Below are 22,735 nucleotides of genomic sequence, written 5' to 3' on the forward strand. Positions count from 1 at the left end.
GACCTCACGCAGGTAATGGTGTGGGCCAGGGAGTACGCAACAAATATGCCGATTTCCGCCTCCCTGGCAAGGCGCTTCGGCCAGGCCCCGGACCATCAGCCCAGGTCCACCTGGACGTGGTGATCCCGGCGGTCGTCCACAAGCGATATCCGTCCCGCGCCGTCCATAACGGCCTGGGGCGACGCCGTCCCGTCCACGCTCACCCGGATGACCCGCTGCGGAATCTCGCCGACCCGGGTCAGGGTGATGTGGTAAAACGTCTCGCGAAAGCGGTAATGGATTTTATACGAATCCCAGTGGGCGGGGATGCACGGGGCGATATGTAGGCGGTCCACCTCCAGGCGAATCCCCAATAGCGTCTCCACGGTCAGCCGGTACATCCACCCCGCCGCCCCGGTGTACCAGGTCCAGCCTCCCCGGCCGGTGTGCGGCGGCGCGGCGTAGATGTCCGCGCTCATGACGTAGGGCTCGACCTTGTAGCGTTCGCTCTGTTCCGGACGGCTTGCGTGCCGCACGGGGCAAAGCATGGCGAAGAGCTCCCAGGCCCGTTCCCGTTCTCCCAACATGGCGAAGGCCATGGTGGTCCATATCGCGGCGTGGGTGTAGTGGCCGCCGTTTTCACGCACCCCGGGCACATATCCCTTGATGTAGCCGGGCTCCAGGTTTGAGGTGTCGAAAGGCGGGGCCAACAGGGCAATGATTCCCTCCCGGCGGTGCACCAGATGCTCGTCCACGGCGGCCATGGCCAGCCGGGCCCGCGTTTGATCGCCGCCGCCGGAAATGACCGCCCAGCTCTGGCTGATGGAATCGATCCGGCATTCGGCGTTACTGGATGAGCCCAAGGGTGTGCCGTCATCGAAATAGGCCCGCCGGTACCAGCCGCCGTCCCAGGCGTGGGTCTCCATGTTGGCGCGAAGCGTCGCAGCCTGGGCGTCGCAGGCGGCGGCGAACTCCATATCGCCCCGGCTGCGGGAAAGCCCCGCGAACGACTGGAGGTTCTCATACAGGAACCAGCCCAGCCAGACGCTCTCGCCCCGGCCCTCGCAACCGACGAGATTCATGCCGTCATTCCAGTCGCCGCAGCCCATAAGCGGCAGGTGGTGTTCGCCGAAGCGCAGGCCATGGGAGATGGCCCGCACGCAATGCTCATAGAGCGTGGCTACCTCGCTTGAAGATTGGGGCTGATCGAAAGAGGCCTCCTCCTGCGCATTAAGCTCCCGGCCCTCAAGGAATGGGGCCATCTCGTCGAGCACCCCCGTATCCCCCGTGGTCGCCACATACCGGCAGACGGCATAGGGGAGCCACAGATAGTCGTCGGAAAAATGCGTGCGCACGCCCTGCCCGTTGGGCGGATGCCACCAGTGCTGCACGTCGCCCTGGCGGTATTGCCGCCCGGCGCAGCGCAACAGGTGTTCGCGGGCCAGCCACGGCGTCGCATGGATGAGAGCCAGGACGTCCTGCAACTGATCCCGGAAGCCGTAGGCCCCGCCGGACTGGTAGGGGCCGGCGCGGCCCCACAGCCTGCACGACAGGGTCTGGTAGACCAGCCAGCCGTTGGCCAGCACGTCGAGGCCGGGGTCCGGGGTCTCCACATGGATGGCCCCCAGGGTCCGGTTCCAGAATTCCCACACCCCCTCCAGGGCCTGCCGTGCGCCGCCCACGCCTCCGTAGCTCTGGATGAAATACCGGGCCTCGTCGGTGTTGCGGGCCGCGCCGATGATGAACACGATCTCGCGTTCCTGTCCCTCGGCCAGATCGATCCAGGTCTGCATCGCGGCGCAGGGATCAAGGCCGGGGCCGGTCGATCCCGAAAGACGCTTGCGGCGCATGGCCTCCGGACTGGCCAGGGAGCCGTTGCGGCCGATAAACGCGGTGCGGTTGCCACTGACCACACGCTCCCGCTGGCTGACCTGCACGAAGACCACCCGCCCGGCGCATTCGCGGCCATAGGCGTTGCGGGCATACAACGCCCCGCTCTCCGGGTCCGTTTCGGTGACGATGTGCATGAGGTTGGCGTGCCGCCACTCGCCGAGAACCAGTTCCCAATAGCCGGTCAAAGACAACCGGCGATGGCGTTTCGAGTGGTTGCGCAGCTTGACCGCCACGAACTTCACCGGCGCGTCCATGGCCACATAGGTATGCAGTTCCGAGGAAATGTCGGCCTCGCGATGCTCGAACACGCTGTAGCCGAACCCATGTCGGCACACGTATCCGGTCCGGCCCCGGGCGGGCAGCGGCGTGGGCGACCAAAACGCCCCGGTCTCCTCGTCGCGGATGTAGAAGGCCTCGCCGCTGACGTCGCTTACGGGGTCGTTGTGCCAGGTGGTCAGCCGGAATTCGTGGGCATTCTCCACCCAGGTGCAGGCGCTCCCGCCTTCGCTGACCACCGTGCCGATATGCGCGCTGGCGATGACGTTGGACCACGGGGCGGGGGTGTTTTGACCGGGCTCCAGGGTAATCACGTATTCGTGGCCGTCGGGCGTGAACCCTCCCAGGCCATTGCAGAAAATGCGCTCGCGCGGGGCGAGCTCCCGGGCCGGTTCGGGCGGCGGCGGCAGCACCGGCTTCAGGCGGTCCGAGACGCGTGGTCCCGTGGTGCGGCGTTCCACCTGCTCGACCAGCGTCTCCGGACCATCGGTAAGCACGACCCTGGCCACCGTCTGAAACAATACCCGGTCCTCCTCGGAGAGTTCCTCGGCCCGGCGCACGAAAACGCCTCCCGGCTTGTCAAGAAGCTGGGCCTCGGGGCCCGTGTTGATCAGCCCCACGATCTGGTCCTGCAGCACCGCCCGGTAGCCGGAAAAATCCTCGTTTAAGATCACCAGATCGCTGGCCAGGCCCTTTATCCGCCAATAGGCATGGGCCTGCAGGGCCTGCCGCACCGTGTCGATGCGCTCGATGTCGCCGATGCGCACCAGGATGATCGGCAGATCCCCTGAAACGGCAAAATGCCACAGGCCGGACTGGCCGCGCTGGTTGCGGGCGATGACCCCAGGGGCGACGCGGCGCAAGGCGTTGCCGTACACCACGGAATTGGCCAGGCGGCCGTAGACCTGGGCGTCGGCCTCGGTCGCCCCCAGGTTGCGCAGCACCTCCTGACTGTGAAACCAGGCCATTTCAAAGGCCCGGGCCACGAAATGCCGGTCGCAATACTTTTCGATCAAGGCCAGGGCGGCCTGCCGGGTGTCGGCCACGCCGGTGATGATCTGCACCGTGGCCGATTCGTCGGGCTTAAGGGTGATGGTGCGGCGGATGGACACGATGGGGTCGAGCACCGCCCCCTGGGTATTCGAAAGCGCCGTCTGCCCGCCGACGGACAGGGCCACGGGGTTGGCCGCCGTGCGCCCCCGTCCGATGAACGCGGCCCGATCCGTCTCGTAGGACGCCTCGTCGGCGGTCATGCCCGGGGCCGCCAGCACATGAAACATCCACGGCGTGGGTTCGTCCGGCGTGCGGCGGCGGCGGGTGCATAGGATCGCCTGCCGCTCGGGCAGGATCTCGGTCTGTACAAAGAGATTGCTGAAGGCGCGATGGGCCAGGTCGGCGTTGAGCGGCGCCAGCACCACCTCGGCGTAGCTGGTCACCTCCACGCGTCTTGTGCGCGACGACAGGTTGGTGAGCGTGACCCGGCGGATCTCGGCGTCGTCCTCCGGCGAGACGCTCATCTCCGTATGCGTTTCGATGGAGGCGTCGCGCCGCTGGTATTCCGCGCGGCCCTGCACAAAGGCCGCCTCATAGTGATCGGCCTGGCACAGCGTGGGTTGATATCCGGTGGACCAATACCGCCCCGTGTCCCGGTCGCGCAGATAGATGAACGTCCCCCAGCAGTCGCAGGTGACGTCCTCGCGCCAGCGGGTCACGGCCAGATCCCCCCACCGGCTGTAGCCGCCGCCGGCGTTGGTGGTCATGACGTGGTATCTGCCGTTGGACAACAGATGCACCTCGGGCAGGCGGGCGTCCGGGTCGGTGAAAACGCGCATGATCGACCCCGTGTCCACGGCGGGCGGATGCGCTGCGGCGCTCACCTCGGCGGCATGGGGGTGCAGCATCTCGCCGGTTTTGGGCAGGCGTTCCTGCAAAAGCAGCTCCGTGGCCCGCAGGGAGGGGGCGGACATGAACCGCCTCTGCATAGGCTGGGCAAGCAGGACATGGGCAAAGGCCAAAAGGCTCATTCCCTGGTGGTGGGCCATGAACGTCCGCACGATGGCGCTATGCGTGTCCCGTGACGCGCGCGAGGGCGTGTAGTCGATGGCCTCGTAAAAGCCGTAGGTCCCGAGGAACCCGCTGGCGAAAAGCCGTTGCAGATTGCGGCAGGCCTCCCGGGGCGCGACCATCAGGGCCAGGGCGCTGGCATAGGGAGCGATGACCAGATCGTCGCCCAGGCCGCGCTTGAATCCCAGGCCGGGCACGCCGAAGGCCCGATACTGGTAGACGTGTTGCACGTCGGTGGCGTTGTAGCAGGACTCGGAGATGCCCCAGGGCACGGCGCGTTGCCGACCGTATTCGATCTGGCGCGACACGGCGGCCTTGCAGGTCTGGTCCAGTAAGGTGTTCGGGAAGCTGGGCATGATCAGTTGCGGCATGAGGTATTCGAACATGGAGCCGCTCCAGGAAATGAGGCTCACGTCGCCGCCATGGCTTGTCAGCAGGCGGCCCAGGGAAAACCAATGTTTCTGGGGTATCTGGCCCTGGGCGATGATCACAAAGCTGGTCAGACGGGCCTCCGACGCCAACAGGTCGTAGCAGGACGGGTCGCGGCGCCGTTCGCCCACGTCGTAGCCGATGGCCAGCAGGCTGCGGGACGTGTCGTACAGAAACTCGAAATCCATCATCGCCAGGCTGCGGCAGCGGTCCGCCAGGGCGTCGATCATGGCCAGACGACGCGCCGCAGTATGGCCTAGAGACGCGGCGTGCATGGGGCTGTCGCCGGTTTCCGGGGGCTGGCCGTCACGGCCGTTCGCCCCGGCCAGTTCCGCCAGGGTGGGAATGTCGGCAAAAAGCTCCGGCTCGGGCGAAAGCAGACGCAACTCGTCGTGCAGGGCCTGGGCTTGCCGGTCGAAGGCATGGGCCCAGTAAAACAGATGACTGTCGCTGGCGGCATCCCCGGGCAGCAGGGCCGCCACGCCGTCGCCCACGCCGCACATCTCCTCCAGCACGCAATGGGCGGCAGCCAGGGTCAGCGGCTGTCCGGCCAGGGCCAGCGGGCGCAGGGCGTCCCGCAGAAGCGCAATTTTGCTTGCGAGTGCCGGCGTCCGGGCCGGAATCGCCTGTTCGGCAAGCATCTGCAGGGTGTCCATAAGCCCCGGAAAGGCGCTGGAGGACAACACCGGCTGTGCTTTCAACTCGGCCAGTCCGGCCTGCAAGGTCAGCAGGCAGCCCACGAGGTTGCCGCTGTCGACCGTGGAGACGTACTGGGGGCGAAGGGGGCGCCCCGTGCGCGTGTCGTACCAGTTGTAGAAATGGCCCCGGTACCGTTCCAGGCGCTCCATGGCGTCCAGGGTGTTCCCGGTTCGCTGCAACAGCTCCCCGGCGCACAGGTATCCGAAATCGTGCGCGGCCAGGTTCGCCAGAAGGGCCATGCCCATGTTCGTGGGCGAGGTTCGCGAGGCCAAAATCTCCGCCGGATATTCCTGATAGTTGTCGGGCGGCAACCAGTTATCCTTCGGCCCGACGAAGTCCTCGAAATACCGCCAAGTCTTCCTGGCCGCCCCGCGCAAAAACGCATGCTGGGCCAGGGTCAGTTCCTGGGTCGGGAGCAGAAGCGGCAGACTGATCCACCAGCACAGAAGCGGCGACGCGAACCACAGCAAAAGGACAGGCGCAGCAAACACCAGACCGTGCGGCTTGTCGGCCAAAAGGGTCAGGGCCAGGGCCAGGGCCGTGGCCAGGGCGGGCGCGAACCACATCTCCAGGTAAAACCCGGCCAGGGTGCGACAGGCGTTCCGGCGCGCATAGGACTTCGTGTGCCACGTAAGAAGTCCCTTCCGGGTAAAGAGCATGCGCCCGGCGGAACGCATGATCGCATCCAGGTTCATGATCGCGGCGTAGGGCAAGGCGGCCAGTTCCAGCCCGGAAAGGGCCATGGGACGTCCGGCGGCCCGGCTCGTCAGGAGCACCTGCAACGGCCAGGAACGGTCCTTTGGCTTCCGGATCAAGGCTATGGCGGCCTCCAACCCGGCGGGCAGAAAGAGCACGGCCGCAACCACCAGCGTCCAGAACCAGACCGGACCCGGGCCGATGGTCCATCCCACGGCCAGCAGGACCAGAAGCGACGGCGGCACGAGGCTGCGCCGCAGATTGTCGATGAGTTTCCACACCGACAACGCCGTGAGCGCGTTTGGCCGCCCGGCCGGTTTGGCCCCGTCCGCCCCGGGAGGGCCGGGCACGCGGGGAAAAAGCCAGCCCGCAAGCTGCCAATCGCCGCGCACCCAGCGGTGGCGGCGGCTGGCCTCCATGGCGTAACTGGCCGGATGCTCCTCGATGAGATCCACATCGGACACTAGGGCCGAGCGGGCATACCCGCTTTCCAGCAGGTCGTGGCTCAGGACCAGGTTTTCCGGAAAACGCCCGCTTAGGGCCTGCCGGACGGCGTCCACATCGTAAATGCCCTTGCCGATAAACGAGCCCTCGCCAAACAGATCCTGGTACACGTCCGACACCTCGCGGGTGTAGGGATCGATGCCCGAGTCTCCGGCGAAAAGTCTGGTGAACCGCGACTGTCCCGCGCTGGTCAGGCTGATGGAGACCCGCGGTTGCAGGATGGCGTAGCCTTCGACGACGCGCCTTGCGTCGGCGTCGTAGACCGGCCGGTTCAGGGGGTGGGCCATGTTGCCGATGAGCTTGCGGGCCGTGTCCCGGGGCAACTGGGTGTCGGTGTCCAGGGTGATGACGTACTGGATGGAACCAAGCAGCGACGTATCCCCGACGATCTGGGAAAAGGCGGATTTGGACCCGCCGCGCAGCACGGCGTTGAACTGCTCCAGCTTGCCCCGCTTGCGCTCATATCCCATCCAGGTCCGTTCGTGGGGATTCCATGTCCGGGGTCGGTGGAACAGGAAAAAGACGTTCGGGCGATCCTCGCGGTAGGTCTCGTTGAGGACCTCGATCCCGGCCCTGGCCCGGGCCACGAGCGCCTCGTCGTCTGGCATGACGGCCTCGGAGGCGTCGGAAAAATCCGTGAGCAGGGCGAAATGCAGGTGCGGGTCGCGATTGCCGAGATAGCGGATCTCCAGGGCCTCCAGGAGGGCGTCGATCTCGTGCGGCGCGCCTAGCAGGGTGGGGACGATCACCATGGTGGCCTGGCCGGGGGGGATGCCCTGCGAATAATCCAGCCGGGGCAAGGCGCGCGGCGGCAAGGCCATGGTGGCCGCAAGGTTCGCCAGCGACACAGCCAGGCCCGAGACGCCGACACCGGCCAGGACGGCCAGGAGCCAGGACCGCCAGTCCGCCCATCCGGCATCGTCCAGGGGGCTAAGCGCCGCCCAGGTCGCCAGCGCCGTGAGGCACACGATGACGCCGAGATAGAGTCCCAGGCGGTAAGGCTGGCCAATCCGGCCAAGGCGTGTCTTCCAGGTCGCCCGGCTGCCCGCCGCATGATCCAGCAGAGGGCGGCCATGGTCGATCAGATAGTATCCGACGTGCGCGGCGCGATGTCCGAGGCCGTGCCGCTGCGCCGCCGCCTGGGCCAGGGCGACGGCCTGTCGGGCCACGTCCGGTTCGCTTTGGGGGCTGTCCCGGGCCACGTCCTCGATGACATGCCGATACCGGTCGCGGGTGGCGAAATCCTGATCGGCGTGCAGCCCGACGGGGTCTTCGCGCAAGGTCTGCTCGACGACGCTTAAGGATTCGACGAACACCTTCCAGTCCGTCGAGCCGATGAACCGCAGGCTCCCGATGCTGTTGGCGATGGAGATCTGGTTGGCCGCAGCGGTGCGGCTGGCCGCCTCGGACAATTGGGTCGCGGTCACCCCCTGCTCAAGGAGTTTCTGCTCGACCCAGGTCTGGATGAAGGCCATGACGGCCCCCTGGGCCTGGAGCCGGGCGTAAAACTCCTCCACGAACGAGGCCGTCAGCGGAACATCAGCGTCGGCGAACTCGACAAGCACCTGAATGAGTTGTTTCGGTTCCTTCTCGGCCGTGGCGAGCATACGCTGCGCCCAGACGATGGCCGAGTCAAGTTCCTCACGGCGATGCGCGATGCGCAGGGCCACACGGCGAAGGTTTTCCAGCAGGGCCAGTTGCAGCATGATCGGGAAGGCCCACAACTCCCCCAGCCGCAGCGGCAAAACGGTCTGGTAGGCGGCGACGAACTGGGTGGTGTTGTCGCTGTCGACGCGCCCGTCCATGTGGGAGATGAGCTCCAAGGCCAGGTCGTAGATGCGGGGGAACCCGGCCGACGGGCCGTCGGCCAAACGCGGCAACTGGCGGCTGTAGCCGCGCGGCAGATGCCGCCGGGCCAGCACGATCTGCTGTTCGATGAGATAGAAGTTATCGAGCAGCCAGGACTCCGCCGGAACGATCCGTTGTCCCGGCGTGGCTGCGGCCGTCACCACGTCATACGCCGCCAAGAGGACGCGCTCATTGTCCGCCAGTCGGGGCAACAACCTGTCCGGTCCCGGATGCGGATCGATGGCATGCCGTCCGGCAAGATCAGCGGCGTGCAGCGTCAGTTGCTTGATGCTGAACAGTTCCGAACGCAGCAATTCGGCATCCCAGCCTTGGTCCGGCGCATTCCGTGTGTGTGCAGTCAGTCCCACGTCTCGTTTGATGGCGATATGACTCTCCTTCTGAGGACGAACATTGTCTACGGCGCACCGAGTCTTGAAAAACCAGACGGGGTCTTGCTGGACCCCGCCTGGTCGGCCGGTGCGTCTGACGTCATGAGGCGGGCGTCGCCCCGGCTGTTCCGGTCTTGGTTCGGCCCCTGCGGTCAGCGGTCCTGGCCGCCGCCCCCCCCATCCAAGGCCGTTTTCACTGCCGGGGCTCCTTACGGGAATCCCCGCATGTCCTGGCTAATAGACGTTTTCGTTGCAGACCCAGCCGCGCTGTCCGGTGGACACGACTTCAACGTATGACCAGCCGCCGCCGGAGCCATAGACCAGGACCTTGAGTTGTTCATCCATGGCGATCCTGTTGAGCTGGCCGCACCAAAATCCTTCGCAATTGCGGAGCGGAAGATTGGACATGCCGGAATAGGCGGTGCTGCCAAGCGGCCTTGCGGTTGCCGTGACGGCGGGAAGCCCAAGGATGGCGGCAAGGGACAGGACGCAGGCAATTTTTGTCAAACTCTTCATGGAACACTCCTCGCGTAATTTGTTTTTTGGAAATGAAAGTGAGACGACACACTCCTCTTAAAATTGCTTTTACGTTATTTTTTATGACATGGATTTTCCATATTCTGTTCGCAGATACAATCCAGCACGTTCTGACTTTCGCTAGATGATCCAGGCGACATCATACACATCAAGCGCTCCATGTCTTGACGACTTTGTTTATGTGAACAGCCATTGCGGATGTATTTTTCCACAGGCAACACCTCTAATATGGCTGAAGGCATTGTTCACGTTGATAGTCGCAATCTCCAAAACAGGTTCTCTTGCTGCTCAAACCGGAAGACCTGTCGCATGAAGAGTTGCACTTTCTCCAGGTGTCGTTGCAGTAATCGAGGCTTCGCACATGCTCTATCCTCGGATAGGACTCGCCGCGCAGGATGGGAAGGGGGTCGATAACCCGGCCAGCTCCACTTTCTTCGATATGGATGGCGCCGCCAGATGAATCTCTATAATACAGTCTCCCTTCCGTATTCGTGTAGTACCGGTCACTGTCATCATCAACGATATAGTATAACCCGGCAGTGCCTCGTTCAACGCGTACGTTCCGATCAATGGAGTGGACAGATCCGGCCTCGTCCACATAATACAACTTGCCGTTGTTGTCTCGATAGTACCGCCGTGGCCCTTCATCGTTTCTGTGAACGATGACAGCTCTGTCATCAGGATAATTCGATGTTGTGACTACCTCCGGCGGCGGTGGCCTTCGATTTCTGACGCATCCAGTCGTCGCCGCCACAACAAGGAGCGCAGCCACGCCGAGTATCAAACAAGAGAATCCACGTTTGCGTTGCATAAGAGTCCTCCATGGAGCGTCACAAGTTCTTTTCTATGCCATTGGGCATGGATCCCATATCGTGCTTGGCGTGCTGAAGAGATGCCCATCGGATTGCGTCCGTTTAGATTTTTCCAAGCAGGAACAGGATGACAAGTATGACCACAATGAGGCCGATGACGCCGCTCGGCCCATATCCCCAGGATCTGCTGTGAGGCCAAATCGGGATGATTCCCAACAGCATAAGTACAAGCACTATCAAGAGGATTGTTGTGATGGACATAAGGCACTCTCCTTTACATATGTCATACGAAAAAAATATACTGCTCTGCCTTTGCAAATTGCGGTGCGGCATCACTTGTATCATCGATGTCGAATACGGTTTACGGTTGAAGACGTTGATACATAAACCGCCGAAACCCTCATTGGTCTGCCCTCGTACTTGCCAGGAAGTCTGCTTGTTGCGGTTTCTGCTCCACCACCGGATTTCGTCTTCTGTTTCTGCGCTGCATGCTTGATATGATGCCAGGCACGGGCAAGGCCGCATGTTCACGATATATGTATTTACAAGATTCGAGCCAGTCACGTTATGCTCGGCGTGCGGGAGATAACAGCATGGTTTCTCACGGAAAATGCGTCCATAACTGGAGGGGCTCGGCAGGCAACGACCACCAATATGGTCAGATATGACCGCATGGTCATATCTGGCCAGATGGCGCGTTTCCTGGCGACAACGGGAGGCGACTTGTGGAGGTGGCCGATCTTCCCGGCACAGGCGCGGTCTTTGGAACTGCGACTGGCGACCATGGGCGAACGCCCCTGGTTTACGCTTTCTTGCCGCGTGGGCGAAGCGACACGCCCACCCTTCCCCTGTCTGATTGCCAGTCGCAGGTTCCGCAGACCTGCGGCGCGAGGGGAGGGGCGTGTCGGCCCTAAGCCCTTGTCAGGGCCAGGTTGGCTGCCATCCGCCCTGACGGGATCTCTCTGGGGGGGGTGGTGCGGGCGTTTGCCTTTCCCCGGCGGGATCGTCCCGTGGCACGGATGCCCTGCCGTCGTTGTTCGTGAAGAGTTTGCGCGGCATTGGCTCCCCATGGTGAAAGGCATCGGGCAGAACCTCGACGTAGGGTGGCTTCGGCACGGCCTGAGGTTGTTCAATGTTTGCGGAATTCGCAAAAAGAATAGATGTCAAAAGGCCACAACCGAAAAGCAATGGTTGCCATATTGTTTTCATTGTTCTTACCCATATTTCTTTTCTATTATGGTTGTTCATAGTGATATCATATCATTGCTTATCAACAAAAAGACGATTATCAACATAACCGCAAGACTTATGCTCGTGCTTGTCGCATATCCCCATGATTTTTTACGAGGCCAGATCGGAATGATTCCGACCAGAACCAGGACAAGGCCAGCGATAAAGAGCGTCGTCTTTGACATTTTCTATTCTCTGTCAGTCCGTTGTTTATTTGCTTAGGATTCTTTGAATATTGCATGTCGACAGTATCATCACGGCATCAAGGCGATCATTCACGGAGTATCCTGACTGACATGATTTTTGCTAGGTTGTGACCTGATGTCAGAGCAGAGATACAAGAAGTAGGCCATTGGCTACATATGGCGCAGATATCTTCAAGTATCATTGATAAATGAGGATACTAGGCATGATCCACGGGGTGAAGTCCCAGACGGTGGCCGTCTGCGGTCATATGTGACAACTGGCTGGATATGACCAGGGCAATCCTCTGATGCTCAGGGGGTTGTGCCCGTATAAAGCCTGTCCCTCGAAGTTTTCTCGCCTTTTGATCAACAGTTCCGAAACCGATTATCTCACCGAGCCTGCGAGCGCCTCCCAGGTGACCCGACCGGCCTTCATTGTTCCTTGATCGTCTTTCGCCGGGCAGCCCGCCGGGGCGATTTACCCACTTTCCGTATCCTACCCGCCAGCGAGTCCGCGCCTGTAGAGCTTGAGCAGGTTGTGGGTCAGACACCATAGCTCAATATATCGAGAGGAAGCTCCCTAACACCACTCTGTTGTTGGCAATCATGCAAACCGAACGCAAGTTTGCACCACTATCTCAGATTGTTGCAACAAAAGATGAGCGTCTGGCACACATGGGGAATCCCTTCAATACTACACCTGATGCGATGCCTTGCCCGACCCGAGGGCGAAGTTTCATTCTGCGAATCTGCGAATTGTGCGCTTAAGATCTGGCAAGCTTGAATGATATGATTTTCTCCATTTATTCAAATGTGTGGGGATTGACCGTATAGACGGCGCTCGGCCTGCGGCCCGGACCTTTGCGCGTGTCCTGACTGGCCGAAAAGATGAAGGCCCGTTCTTCCAGGATGGCCAAACCGGCATTCACCTTGTCCATGGTCGGATAGCGGCCCTTGACCTTGCCCATGGCGTCGCGGGCGGTAAACGACGACACGCGGTCGCGCTCGATCCATTTCAAGATGGACTGGGCGCATTCCAACTGCGGGTCGCTGCCCATGAGCCCATAGGCGGCCGTGGCGTGCGCCGCGAGGATCGTGGCCGCTGTCAGCGCGTTCTCCATGGTTTGCGGCGAGAGAGGTTCGGTCAAGGGCTCGGGAGCCGTGGCCATATGCATGAGCCCGGCAAGGCGAATGGCCTGCCCCGGGTATTTTCCACCCCAATCCGTCATATGCTCCAGCGTTCCACCAGGAAGGAGAGCGGATTCCACATCCTGCGCGAACTTCCGCCACAGGTTCAATGCCTCCGGGGAGAGGGGAACATCATATGCGACAGAATTCCCCCGTGTGTCTCGATTCCAGACAATGGACAGAAGGTTTTGAATCGTCTGCTTCCATTTTCGCGCGATGGACTCCGGCATGGGGGAGGAATCGAGGGACCGTGTCCCCAGGCGGCTTCGCGGCATGAAATACAGGAAGCGTCCGACAAGCCCCCTGCCGCGAAACCCCGGCTGCCCCGCGAGCGCCTGGACGACTTCCGGCTGGGGGGAAATGACCAGGGTCAGGTGCGGATCATTCAGGATGATGGTCTCCGCTCCACGGCGGTCAATCTGGCAGGTTTCGCCGGACCAGGATTTGAGCACGGCGTCGAGATTGGGGACGCCATTGGAATATCTCCCGGCGAGGGTGTCGAACAGGCCGCCCTCCGCCTCAAGAAGCCCAATGCGTTGTTCGTGTCTTTCCATGAGCAGCGCCAAGGCCTCGGGGGTGAAATCATCGGCCAGAAGGCGGGGAGCCCTGGGAACATCCGGGAGCTCTTTCTCCATCGCCTTAATTTCCTGGATAAGATCCTTGCGCTGCTGGGCGGTCTTCGCCTTCCCGATGCTGGCCCGCTTCATGTCGATGGCCTTTTCCAAGGTACGGCGTTCGCTTGCCGCCTCGCGAATACCGTCTTGCATCTCACGGCTTCTATCAGTCTGCCATTCCACCAGCGGTTTTTTGCAGGCCTCTACCGTAGCGCTTTTCCGCTCTCCCGGGGGTAATGGGCACAGGGCGAAAATGTTCAGGGGTTCGGCATAACCGTCTTTGACCCGAACCCGGCACTTCCGCTGGACAGCGACGGCAATCGTTCCAAGAGCGCTGCACAACGGCAGTTCGAAAGGAACTTGCAGCTCTTCAGCCAGCGCCGAGCAAAACTTTCCCAAGATACCAGGAAACAGCCGGGCCGGGATATCCGGCGAGTTTTCGTTTTCAAACCGTACCGGCGAAGGTCCGGCCGCCTGAACGTCAACTTCAGGCAAGACCGGAACGGCTGCCATGATGCAGTTACGCACGGCATCAAGCCCCTCGGTTCGAGCCAGATCATTTAAGTCGGTCGCGCTGTCCGGCACTTTGAATCGTGGAATCGCCAACAGCCCGGAGACAGCGCGAGCCGCTTCGGTCGCATGCGCAACGCCTGGATTTCGGCCACGGGCGCGTTCTGTCTCGTGATCGTTGTCGGCGCAGAGGATGATCTGTCTGTCCGGATACGTCTGACGGGCCGAGGTGGCCACGGACATGAGGTTGCCGCAATGAAACGCGACAAGGACCGTGTGTTTCGTGGCCTCGTGGATGCTCGCCCCCGTGGCGTACCCTTCCGCGATGCACAGGGGGCCGTCATCCCCTGGGATCGTGAAGCGGCCGCCGCTTGTTGCGCCACCAGCGAGGAACCGCTTTTCTCCGCATGCCGCGATGAATTGCAGAGACATGATCGCTCCGACATTATCCAGAAGCGGGACGATGAGACGTCCGTCATGGGCCATGCGGATATCGCCAAGCGGCATGACTCCCTTTCGGGCAAGGTAGGGATGATTGAGAGGGACGGGATCAGCCTTCTCCCAAATACGAAATGCGGTTTCCTTGGCTTTGGCATGGAGACGTGAGGATTCTTCCCGCCTGGCGTTTTGGGCAACGGCGACCGAGGTCTGGAGCCGGTCCTTTTCAGTAATGGACATGGGATGGAGATGGCGGTCAGTCCATTTTCCGGATTCTCCCGTGCGGTAGTTCTGCCACCAACCGGACATGGGGGGATCGGCATGGAGCACATAGGCACCGTCCTTGCCGCGTTCCTTGCCCACCGTGCCGCAACGGTGCAGCTTTCCATCGGCTATGATCTCATCCAGGACCAACCCGCCGCTCTTAAGCTCCTCACGGAATGCGGAGACTATCTTGGTATCCATGCGGCGCCTCGCTATCGCCCAGCCGAGGACGGCATGGAATCAATGGTGAAGACCTTGTGGTCGGCGAGATAGGCGTCCAGGTCGGCGGGGTCGTAAACGACCCGTTTCCCGAGTTTGGAATAGCGGGGGCCACGCCCCTTGCAGCGCCAGACTTCGAGGGTGCCGGGTGAAAGGCCCAGGTATTGGGCAGCTTCGCGGGTGTGAAGACCTTTAAGCATACGAGCTCTCCTTCGGTGAATTCACCCGAAAGATAACTCATAGCCTGACAAGCATGTCTAGGATTCTATCTGAAGGGTCTGAGTTTCCAATTTCCCCTGTGAGAAGGACGGCTATCTCCAGGTTAAAGAAGGTGCCGCGCTAAGAGGGGTGCTACTCCAGCAGGCTTGTATGTTGTTCACGTGACAAGAACATTCTTCGTGTTATATAGAATAAACATCTCTATCTTCAATGCACTTGCACGTTTTATAATACATATTTGAAAACGTTCTATCCGATGACGCCGAATACCCTAAACTTGAAAGATCAAATTTTTCTTTGAGGCGATGTATCGTTTTTGAAATAGCGCCATACGGAGGCTTCTCCTTTCCAATCTGTTTGTCAATAGCATCCCAAATCCACAATCCAACAGCTCTTGACGCATTGCTTGTTGGCGATAATTTTGACAACTTCTTTCTAAATTTTCTCTCATGGATATAAAATAAAAAGTCATTATCGACTTCGCCCGTGATATTATCAATTATGTTTGCCACATCCAACAAGACTGTTGTGTAATCATGGTTCAAGTTAACCTCGATTTTCAGGCTGCTTGTCTCTGGGTCGTATTCAAAACCCTTGAGTGACTGATGATATACTTTATCGTAAAATTCCATTTTTAATTGTTTCTTTTTAATTAGCGTCCGCAGTATGTTGCCGGAATCAAAACCATAAAAACCATCCATGGTAGCAAATGGACATATATTATATGTCCTCATAAATAACAATGCAAGGTGTCGCAACTGAAAAACAATCTGGAACACCTCTTTTTCGTTCATGTAAGGATTCATGATACTGTCAAATTTTGCAAACATTATAGTTAGTGGATCAATCCCCTTGCCTTTCGCAAGAACGCAAAAATCAGCAATTTTTCTCGCATCATTGGCACACGTGACGTTCCTATATGAATATTGGTACAACCAAAAGCGATACGCTACATACTCTGGTGATGACGTTTCTCCCTTTTTGTTGATATCTGCCCTGAAATTCTTATTAATTGGGGTTGGGTATGTAGAGCAGGACATTGAGTTCTCCAGTCAAGCTATACTTTGAAAATCAACACAACCACCTTGTCTATCTCCCCCGCAAGTACCCCACGGTGAACCTAGCGCACGCTACTTCCTCCAGAGCACGCGTATCGCTACTCCACCCGATCACTTGCACAGACTTTGAGACGCACGACTTGTGGCAAAACGGCGCTCATGGCCCTCCCCCTCATGGGCCGTCCACAGGGACCGGGTCGTCTTGCCGTCCTTGGCCTACACGGCCGATACCTGCCGCTGTTTCACCTCTTCGTGCATGGCGTCGGGGGCCACATCCGCCCCGTTGGGCCAGCAGGCCGTGCCTGTCTCGGCATCGACGCGCACCTGCTCGAAATAGGCGGGGTCCGACCACGAGGCGAACACGCCCTTGTGCGGCACATCAGAAAGGTCGACAACACCGCGCAGCCCATCCGCAAACGTCACCTCCAGGCGGTAGCCCGGCAACGGCTTGGCGGTCTTCACTTCCCAGGGAATCATGATCGTTACTCCAATGGGGTGATGGGGTTGGGTATGGAATATTCTTGGCATAGCCGCCAGTTCTGCATCAGTTCCTCCCGGTGCTCGAAGGCCCACTCCAGGACCATGAGCCGCGCCCGGCGGGGCAAATTGCCGGTCAGAATGTCCAGTGTTTCGATATCAAACGTTGCGCCATGCTCGCCATACTTGGCGTGAAAATGCGGACGGCCATGCTCCCGCCAGTACATGGTGATGATGATCCCGAAAAAGGCGCTCACAATGGGCATCGGCTAATCTCCTCCCCCGATCCGGACCACCTTCCGCCCCCTGCCGGACATTGCATCCAGTCCCGCGTGGCTGACAAGCAACTCCGCCGCCTTGTCGCTGGCCCGCTTTTTGGCGTCCGGAAGGAACTGCCCGTAGCGCCGGGTCATGGCCGTTGATTTGTGTGTAAGAAGTTCGCCGATCATGTCCAGGGTGAATTCTCCGGAATTGGCCAGGGTCACGGCGAAATGGTGACGCAGACCGTGGAAAATCCTGAAGCGGGAAGGAATTCCGGCGGCCTTCTTGATGCGCCCGGCGGCCCCGCAGGCCACCCGTTGTCCGCCGCCCTTCCCGGGAAACACAAATGGACTTTCAAAAGAACTTTTTGCCTTCCAATCAAGCTGCTCTAACAGGATGGCCCGGGCAATGGGATTCATGGGGATGCTCACCGTCTTGCCGCCCTTTGGGGAACGGATGGTGATGATCCCGGACAGAAAATCCAGGTCCACATCCCGCAGCTTGAAGACCTCGCCCCGCCGCATGCCCGTGAACATGGCCAGTTCCAGCATCCTGGCGGCATCCCGGGACGGCCACGCATCAAGCACCTCCTTGAGGCGGACGGCCTCCTCGGGTTCCAGGTATTCCACCACCTCGTTATCCTTCCTGGGCATCTCGATGACGAAGGACAAGGCCGGACACAGCTTGGCCCTGGCCCCGAAATTCACGATACGCCGCACCAGTTCCAAGGCATTCCAGACCGTGGCCGGGGCGCGGCCGGTCATGGCCTTGCGCAGCCGGGCCATGTCCAGGGGCGAGAGTTTGCTTGCCCGAAAGCCGCCCAGAATGGGGCGGATATGCTTGTCATAGCGGTTGCGGTCCGTCACCACGCCTTTCAGGGAATCCCCTTTGGCCGCAAAATAGGCCTTCGCCAACTCGTCAATGGTCTTGTCCCGCTTGTCGCGTTCGCGGGCAATTTCCTTGGCGGTCTTCACGTCCTGACCATGCCGGGCTGCCTTCACCCGTTCGGCCCGGACCTCCGCCGCCACCTGGGGGGTATAGCCTTCCGACCTCCAGCCGACCTTCTCCCAGCGTTTTTTGTCCTCGACCTTATAGGCAATCACATAACAAACGTCCGCCTTATCTTCAAAGCGGCGCTCCGTGCTTTCGTAGCAGTAAACGCCGGACCATTTCGCCGGGTGCGCCCGCGTGTATTTGGTGGCCATCGTCCCCCCTCTTTCCTACCCTATTCCTACCCCAACACCCCTTGAAGCCCGACAGGACCACACTTTCTTTCCTACCCTATTCCTACCCAGGAGGGTAAAACAGGGCAAATTTCATTAAACATCATTCGGGTAAATGACCCAATGACGATATACCTGTCAAGCCTGTAATTTAAGGATAAACTTGTCTCATTAGGTGTGGTTAAACTGGGTAGGAAAGGGGGTAGGAAGACTCGGTTCACGGGCTCATAACCCGAAGATCGCAGGTTCAAATCCTGCCCCCGCAACCAAGAAAATCAAGGGCTTACGGACGAAAATCCGTAGGCCCTTTTTTCATACCCCACACTATACCCCACACGCAGACCGCTTCTGCCCAGCATACATCCCCCAATACCTTCGGCCACTTGAGTTGGGCCACCTTCCTGCGGAGGTATCCCTGCCAGCAGCCACTTGCTCCCCTCCCAAACAAAAAGCCCGTCCAAGGACGGGCTTTTTGTTTGAAGAAAAAGAGGCGTGCCAGACGCCACTGAACCCGCAGAGGCGTAGGCCTTCCCCGCACGCGCTGGGGCAGCCTACTCCCAGGGATTGAACACGCGCACCCCTGTGGGTATGAAGTGCCGCTCATTGCGCGTCACCACCACCATGTCGTGTTCCAAGGCCGTGGCGGCAATGAGGATGTCCGCATCAGCCCGGCCCAGGTCCGCGCTGCATTGACCCCAGCGACGGGCCACCTCCGTGGTGATGGGCAGGATGCGGTCCCCGTAGGCCAGCACCAGGTGCGCCAGCCAGTCGGCGAGGCGTTGGGCGAAGGCGGCATCCCTGGCTTGCTGGCGACGAATCCCGCGCTCTATTTCACCGACAGTGACCACGCTGACAAAAAGCTTCCCCTCATCCGCACCGCTGATCCAGCGCACCAAGCCGGGGTTGCGGTCATTCTTGCGCAGTTCCGAGAGGACGACCGTGTCCAGCAGAAACATCAAAACTCCACCTCCCTCAGGGCGATGTCCTCGCGCGAGGCGTCCGCCTCCGCACCACCGCCGGGCATGGAGAGCAAAAATTCCGTGAAACGCGGGGCAGGGCTCTTGCCTTGGGCGACAAACCTTTCATAGTCGCTCATGGAAACCACCACCACCGAAGGCTTGCCGCGCTTGGTCACCACCTGCGGCGCACCGGCGCACGCAGCATTGACCACTTCACTGAACTTGTTTTTGGCGTCTTGCAGCGTCCATGTGCTCGGCATAGGCACCTCCTGTCTAGATATTACATCTAGCCATTATCCAGACAAATGGCAAGCTGGCCTTGGACAAACCGTGCGCTGTCCCGACGGGCAATGATTCTGTGCTCTACAAGCACGGCCCTAATTCCTTCGAGCTGCACGACTCCCTGGCCACGCTTTCTCCAGTTGCCTGCCCGAGCATCACGTCCAGTCTGCCTAAGGCCCGCGCATTCGGTTGACGGCCTCGGGGGCAAGGCGCTTCTGGACAACTTGCCCCGGCGCAAGCCGCCATTCAGACCGTGCCCCAGTGGTTCGGGAAGAAGGGCGTGTCCGATTTGGAAAAACTGGCCACGTCGCTTTGGCTCCGCAAAGAGACTCCTGGAGCAAACGAAGCCGATCTCACGCAGGCGATGCATCGCATCAAGCCGCACATCAGCCCCGTTGATGCCCGTCAGGCCCTCCGGGATGAGGCGGCATTGCCCGCGTAGCGCCCGATCCTTTCTCCGTCATCAACCAAAAAAACACATGTGGCCGTACAGCCAGACAGTCCCCTCTCCTTTCCCCCACCCCTCGCGGCAACTTGCGCAAATCATGCACCTTTCTTGCGTGTTTCTCCGCAAAAACACGCATTGGACGGCACGCCAGCCCCCTGTCCGCCCCAAAAACCAGGCCTCCCGGGAATGGCCTATCTGCCGCATTCCCGGGAGGCCGCCGTGTCCTCTTCTTCTCCCGCCTAAACGAAACAAACGAATTTCACGAATTATCCGACATGCTCCCAGCGGGCGATAGTTCGTTATTTTCGGTTTGTTCGTTCAGGGTGAAAACAGCCTTCGGCCGGCCTGTGGTCTTCTCTTCCGTCTTGTTGATGTGCCCGGCGGTCAGGAGTTCCTGAAGGGCCTCACGCAACTTCTCCCGGGAGGCGTTATTCCCGAGCGCCCGGTGCAAGGCCGTGGTCGTCATGGGGCCGCCAGCCAGTGCGCCGCGAATCCTCTCCGCGAGCGGATTGGTCTCGCGACTGCCGAAGATGAAGAGCGCCGAGGCCCGGCAGTACTCCCAAAACGCCAGCCCGGCCTGAAGATGCGCCACGCCGATATGCCCCTGCCCGTCCAGTAGGGCATAGATCATGGCCAACCGCACGGCCTGGGCCTCACCCCGGTTGATGATGCACCCCGCAAGTCCGGGATGCTCCCGGGAAAGACGGGGATAGACCGTGCGCCACAAATCCTCGGCCGACCCATCCCACGTCATCTCTTCGCGGCGCTGTCCGATATCGACCAGCCGCGACACCTCGCGCCGTAGCCTGGACAGTTCGTCCTGGGGCATCCGGCGAGGAAACGCCACCATTCCATGCCGCCTGGCGCACACCCAAAGGAAACGATTCCCAAAGCCGTTGAAGGCCTGGACCTCGTCCAACAGAGCCCGCAGTTCTTGAAACGTGATATGCGTCACGATGCCGACATGCGCCCCCGTGACCTTCGTCCGCTCCTTTTTCACCATGGGGGAATAATCGCCTGAATCCCAAAAGCACCGAACCGCCGTCGACAGGGTATTCCCCTCACGCTTGGTGCATTGCAGCGCTGAGGCGAATTCCTCATCCGCGACATACAGACGTTTGTCCTCGACTCCGGGGTCCACCAGAACCCATGACCCGGCAGAGGTCTTCTTGTCGATGACCCATTCCGTGCGGGCATCCCGGACGCAAAACGCGAGGCCCTCGCCGGTGGAGAGCGGGCCGCTGCTGGTCGCGGCGGGTGACGGGAACGAGTTGTCCGGGTTGTCCGAGTTGTCTGGGAGGCCTTCGGGAGAAAAGAGCGCATTCACCGGATGCGCCGAGGTTCCTTTCCGGGCCTTGCTGGACGCCCCGACGATGGCCGTGAACAGGCGCGGATAATGCCGCGTCTCACCCAGATACATGCCCGGCCCCTTCAGTACCCCGTTGCCGGACACCTCCACCTCGAAGCGGGTCAGGAAGGTGGCCAGCACCGCCGCCGGATCGGCTTCCGAACCCCGCGTGGCCAGTTCGATGAACGCACCGGCAATGCCTGGGTGCGCCTGGGGGGAAAAAGTCGGCCACGGCACGAGAAGTGGCGTCCACTCCTCGGGCTGCTGGCTGGCAGGGCCGGGGGTGGCGGCCACGTTGCCCGCCCCGAGCGGCGCGTCGCTGCTTATCCTCTGACGCGCCTCCTGCCAGGTGCGCCCTCGGCAGGAGGCGTGAAAGCACTGATACGAGAGCCTGCCATCAGCGGCCTGATAGATGGCGGCCTCGCCATGGGCATGTCCCGGATCGAACACGCATTCCTCCAAGACATACAGCATGCCGCCCTTGAAGGGCTTTTCCTTCTTCAGTCCACGGCCATGCCGCTCCAGGTAGGCGCGGACATCGAACCGCCCTCCCGGGTCTGCGGCGGTGGGGGCAGGGAGAGCGTGGCGTGGCGTGGCATCCGCCCCGGCCTGTGCGGCAAAGGCCTCCAGCAGCGCCCGGGGAACGGGCGCGCTATGTCCCGGCACATCCACAATGGCCGACGCACGGTGCGGCCGCTCCACCGTGTGGTCGCCCTTGCGGGCCATGGTCCCCCACAGCTTGACCAGCCGAGCCGGGTTGAACACGGACTGATCCACCGTGGCCTCGCCGGTATCGAACCTGGCAGCCAGGGCCTTGAGTACCCCCTTGACCAACATGACGCTCTCAGGCGTGTTGGCAAGGTCGATCTTGTACACAAGATGCCACCCGTTTCCCGAGTCGGCGGCAAGCGGCTCCGGCCACCCCAGATGGGTCAGATGGGCGGCGATCCGTTGCGCCACGTCGTGCGCCGCCATTTTCTCCGGCTCAGAGCTTGAGATGCCGGAGGGACGCGCCGGGTCCACATCCACCAGGAGATTGCACAGGCAAAGGGCCTCACTGTCCTGCGTCCGCCCCACTCCCGCCTTCAGCCTGTGGTCGGCTCGACCAAGGAGGGCGGGGGTGACCGGGTTGAGGGTGACATACACCCCCTCGGGCTTTGCCTCCGCATCCAGCCGGACGGCCAGTTCCGCCAGAGCCTGTTTGTCCCGAAACCACCCGGCCACAATGGCCTTTTTGCCCCCGGCAAACTCGTTGCCCCAAAGGCTGGACTTCCTGGTTTGCGGGCCGATGGCGCAGAGTTCCACAACATGCTCCGCATCGTACAAGGCGACGATGGCTTTCATGACCCTGTCAAGAACAAGTGAGGATATCGAAAGAGTATTTCGTGCACATTACGTGTGGCGTCTCTGTACTCTCTGGCACGTGGAGATCAAAAAAGTCTAACTATATGAAGATATTTGAAAAAAGAGTATGAGTCTGCCCTGCGTCTTACACGCCGACGACAGGGGGTCAAATCCCCATGGAGATGCCAAAGAAAAAACAATGGGTTAGGCAAAAATCGCTGTAACCCTTTTCTCACCAACGCTATGCCCAGCATGCACAATGAATTCCCTCAAAGCCCGTCGCCTTTTCATCAGCCTGTTTACCTTGGATAAATTGCCCTTACCTCTCATGCCAGGCTACTT

The 22,735-nt window shown here is 60.7% G+C and carries 14 protein-coding genes; 1 reads left to right on the plus strand and 13 read right to left on the minus strand.

The annotated features are described in order from the left end of the window. Positions 1-95: 95 nt before the first annotated feature. From GD606_RS07800 to GD606_RS07855, 12 genes are all read right to left on the minus strand, one after another. Complete coding sequence (locus GD606_RS07800; protein ID WP_163300252.1) at positions 96-8,702, minus strand: glycoside hydrolase family 94 protein; 8,607 nt, start codon at positions 8,700-8,702, stop codon at positions 96-98. 309 nt (positions 8,703-9,011) lie between these two features. Next, complete coding sequence (locus GD606_RS07805) at positions 9,012-9,293, minus strand: SH3 domain-containing protein (RefSeq protein WP_163300253.1); 282 nt, start codon at positions 9,291-9,293, stop codon at positions 9,012-9,014. A gap of 935 nt (positions 9,294-10,228) precedes the next feature. Continuing rightward, positions 10,229-10,651, minus strand: a complete 423-nt coding sequence (locus GD606_RS20995) for a DUF3309 domain-containing protein (RefSeq protein WP_309550407.1) — start codon at positions 10,649-10,651, stop codon at positions 10,229-10,231. Positions 10,652-11,370: 719 nt separating this feature from the next. Continuing rightward, on the minus strand, positions 11,371-11,541 hold the full coding sequence (locus GD606_RS20930; protein WP_163300255.1) for a DUF3309 family protein: 171 nt from the start codon (positions 11,539-11,541) through the stop codon (positions 11,371-11,373). 803 nt (positions 11,542-12,344) lie between these two features. Continuing rightward, entirely contained in the window at positions 12,345-14,756 is a 2,412-nt protein-coding gene (locus tag GD606_RS07820; protein WP_163300256.1) for a DUF3987 domain-containing protein, read from the minus strand. 11 nt (positions 14,757-14,767) lie between these two features. Further along, positions 14,768-14,974, minus strand: a complete 207-nt coding sequence (locus GD606_RS07825; protein WP_163300257.1) for a helix-turn-helix transcriptional regulator — start codon at positions 14,972-14,974, stop codon at positions 14,768-14,770. A 201-nt stretch (positions 14,975-15,175) separates the two neighbouring features. Further along, positions 15,176-16,033 (minus strand): hypothetical protein, encoded by an 858-nt coding sequence (locus GD606_RS07830; RefSeq protein ID WP_163300258.1) that lies wholly within the window; start codon positions 16,031-16,033, stop codon positions 15,176-15,178. A 234-nt stretch (positions 16,034-16,267) separates the two neighbouring features. Continuing rightward, positions 16,268-16,528, minus strand: coding sequence for a DUF2442 domain-containing protein (locus GD606_RS07835; protein WP_163300259.1), 261 nt, complete (start codon positions 16,526-16,528; stop codon positions 16,268-16,270). A 5-nt stretch (positions 16,529-16,533) separates the two neighbouring features. Continuing rightward, complete coding sequence (locus GD606_RS07840) at positions 16,534-16,794, minus strand: DUF4160 domain-containing protein (RefSeq protein ID WP_163300260.1); 261 nt, start codon at positions 16,792-16,794, stop codon at positions 16,534-16,536. 3 nt (positions 16,795-16,797) lie between these two features. Next, the gene (locus GD606_RS07845; protein WP_246299014.1) at positions 16,798-17,892 is read right to left on the minus strand and encodes a tyrosine-type recombinase/integrase; all 1,095 of its coding nucleotides are present in this window, start codon (positions 17,890-17,892) and stop codon (positions 16,798-16,800) included. 671 nt (positions 17,893-18,563) lie between these two features. Further along, positions 18,564-18,968, minus strand: a complete 405-nt coding sequence (locus tag GD606_RS07850; RefSeq protein ID WP_163300274.1) for a type II toxin-antitoxin system VapC family toxin — start codon at positions 18,966-18,968, stop codon at positions 18,564-18,566. Next, positions 18,968-19,231, minus strand: coding sequence for a type II toxin-antitoxin system prevent-host-death family antitoxin (locus GD606_RS07855; protein WP_163300262.1), 264 nt, complete (start codon positions 19,229-19,231; stop codon positions 18,968-18,970). Before GD606_RS07855 ends, GD606_RS07850 begins: the two co-directional genes overlap by 1 nt. A gap of 302 nt (positions 19,232-19,533) precedes the next feature. On the opposite strand from GD606_RS07855, the gene GD606_RS07860 reads away from it, so the two are divergent. Then, complete coding sequence (locus tag GD606_RS07860) at positions 19,534-19,695, plus strand: hypothetical protein (RefSeq protein ID WP_163300263.1); 162 nt, start codon at positions 19,534-19,536, stop codon at positions 19,693-19,695. A gap of 265 nt (positions 19,696-19,960) precedes the next feature. Here GD606_RS07860 and GD606_RS07865 read toward each other — a convergent pair whose 3' ends face one another. After that, on the minus strand, positions 19,961-22,393 hold the full coding sequence (locus GD606_RS07865) for a DUF3987 domain-containing protein (RefSeq protein WP_163300264.1): 2,433 nt from the start codon (positions 22,391-22,393) through the stop codon (positions 19,961-19,963). Positions 22,394-22,735: the final 342 nt, after the last annotated feature.

This window comes from Desulfolutivibrio sulfodismutans DSM 3696 (genome assembly GCF_013376455.1).
Taxonomy (GTDB): Bacteria; Desulfobacterota; Desulfovibrionia; order Desulfovibrionales; family Desulfovibrionaceae; genus Desulfolutivibrio; species Desulfolutivibrio sulfodismutans.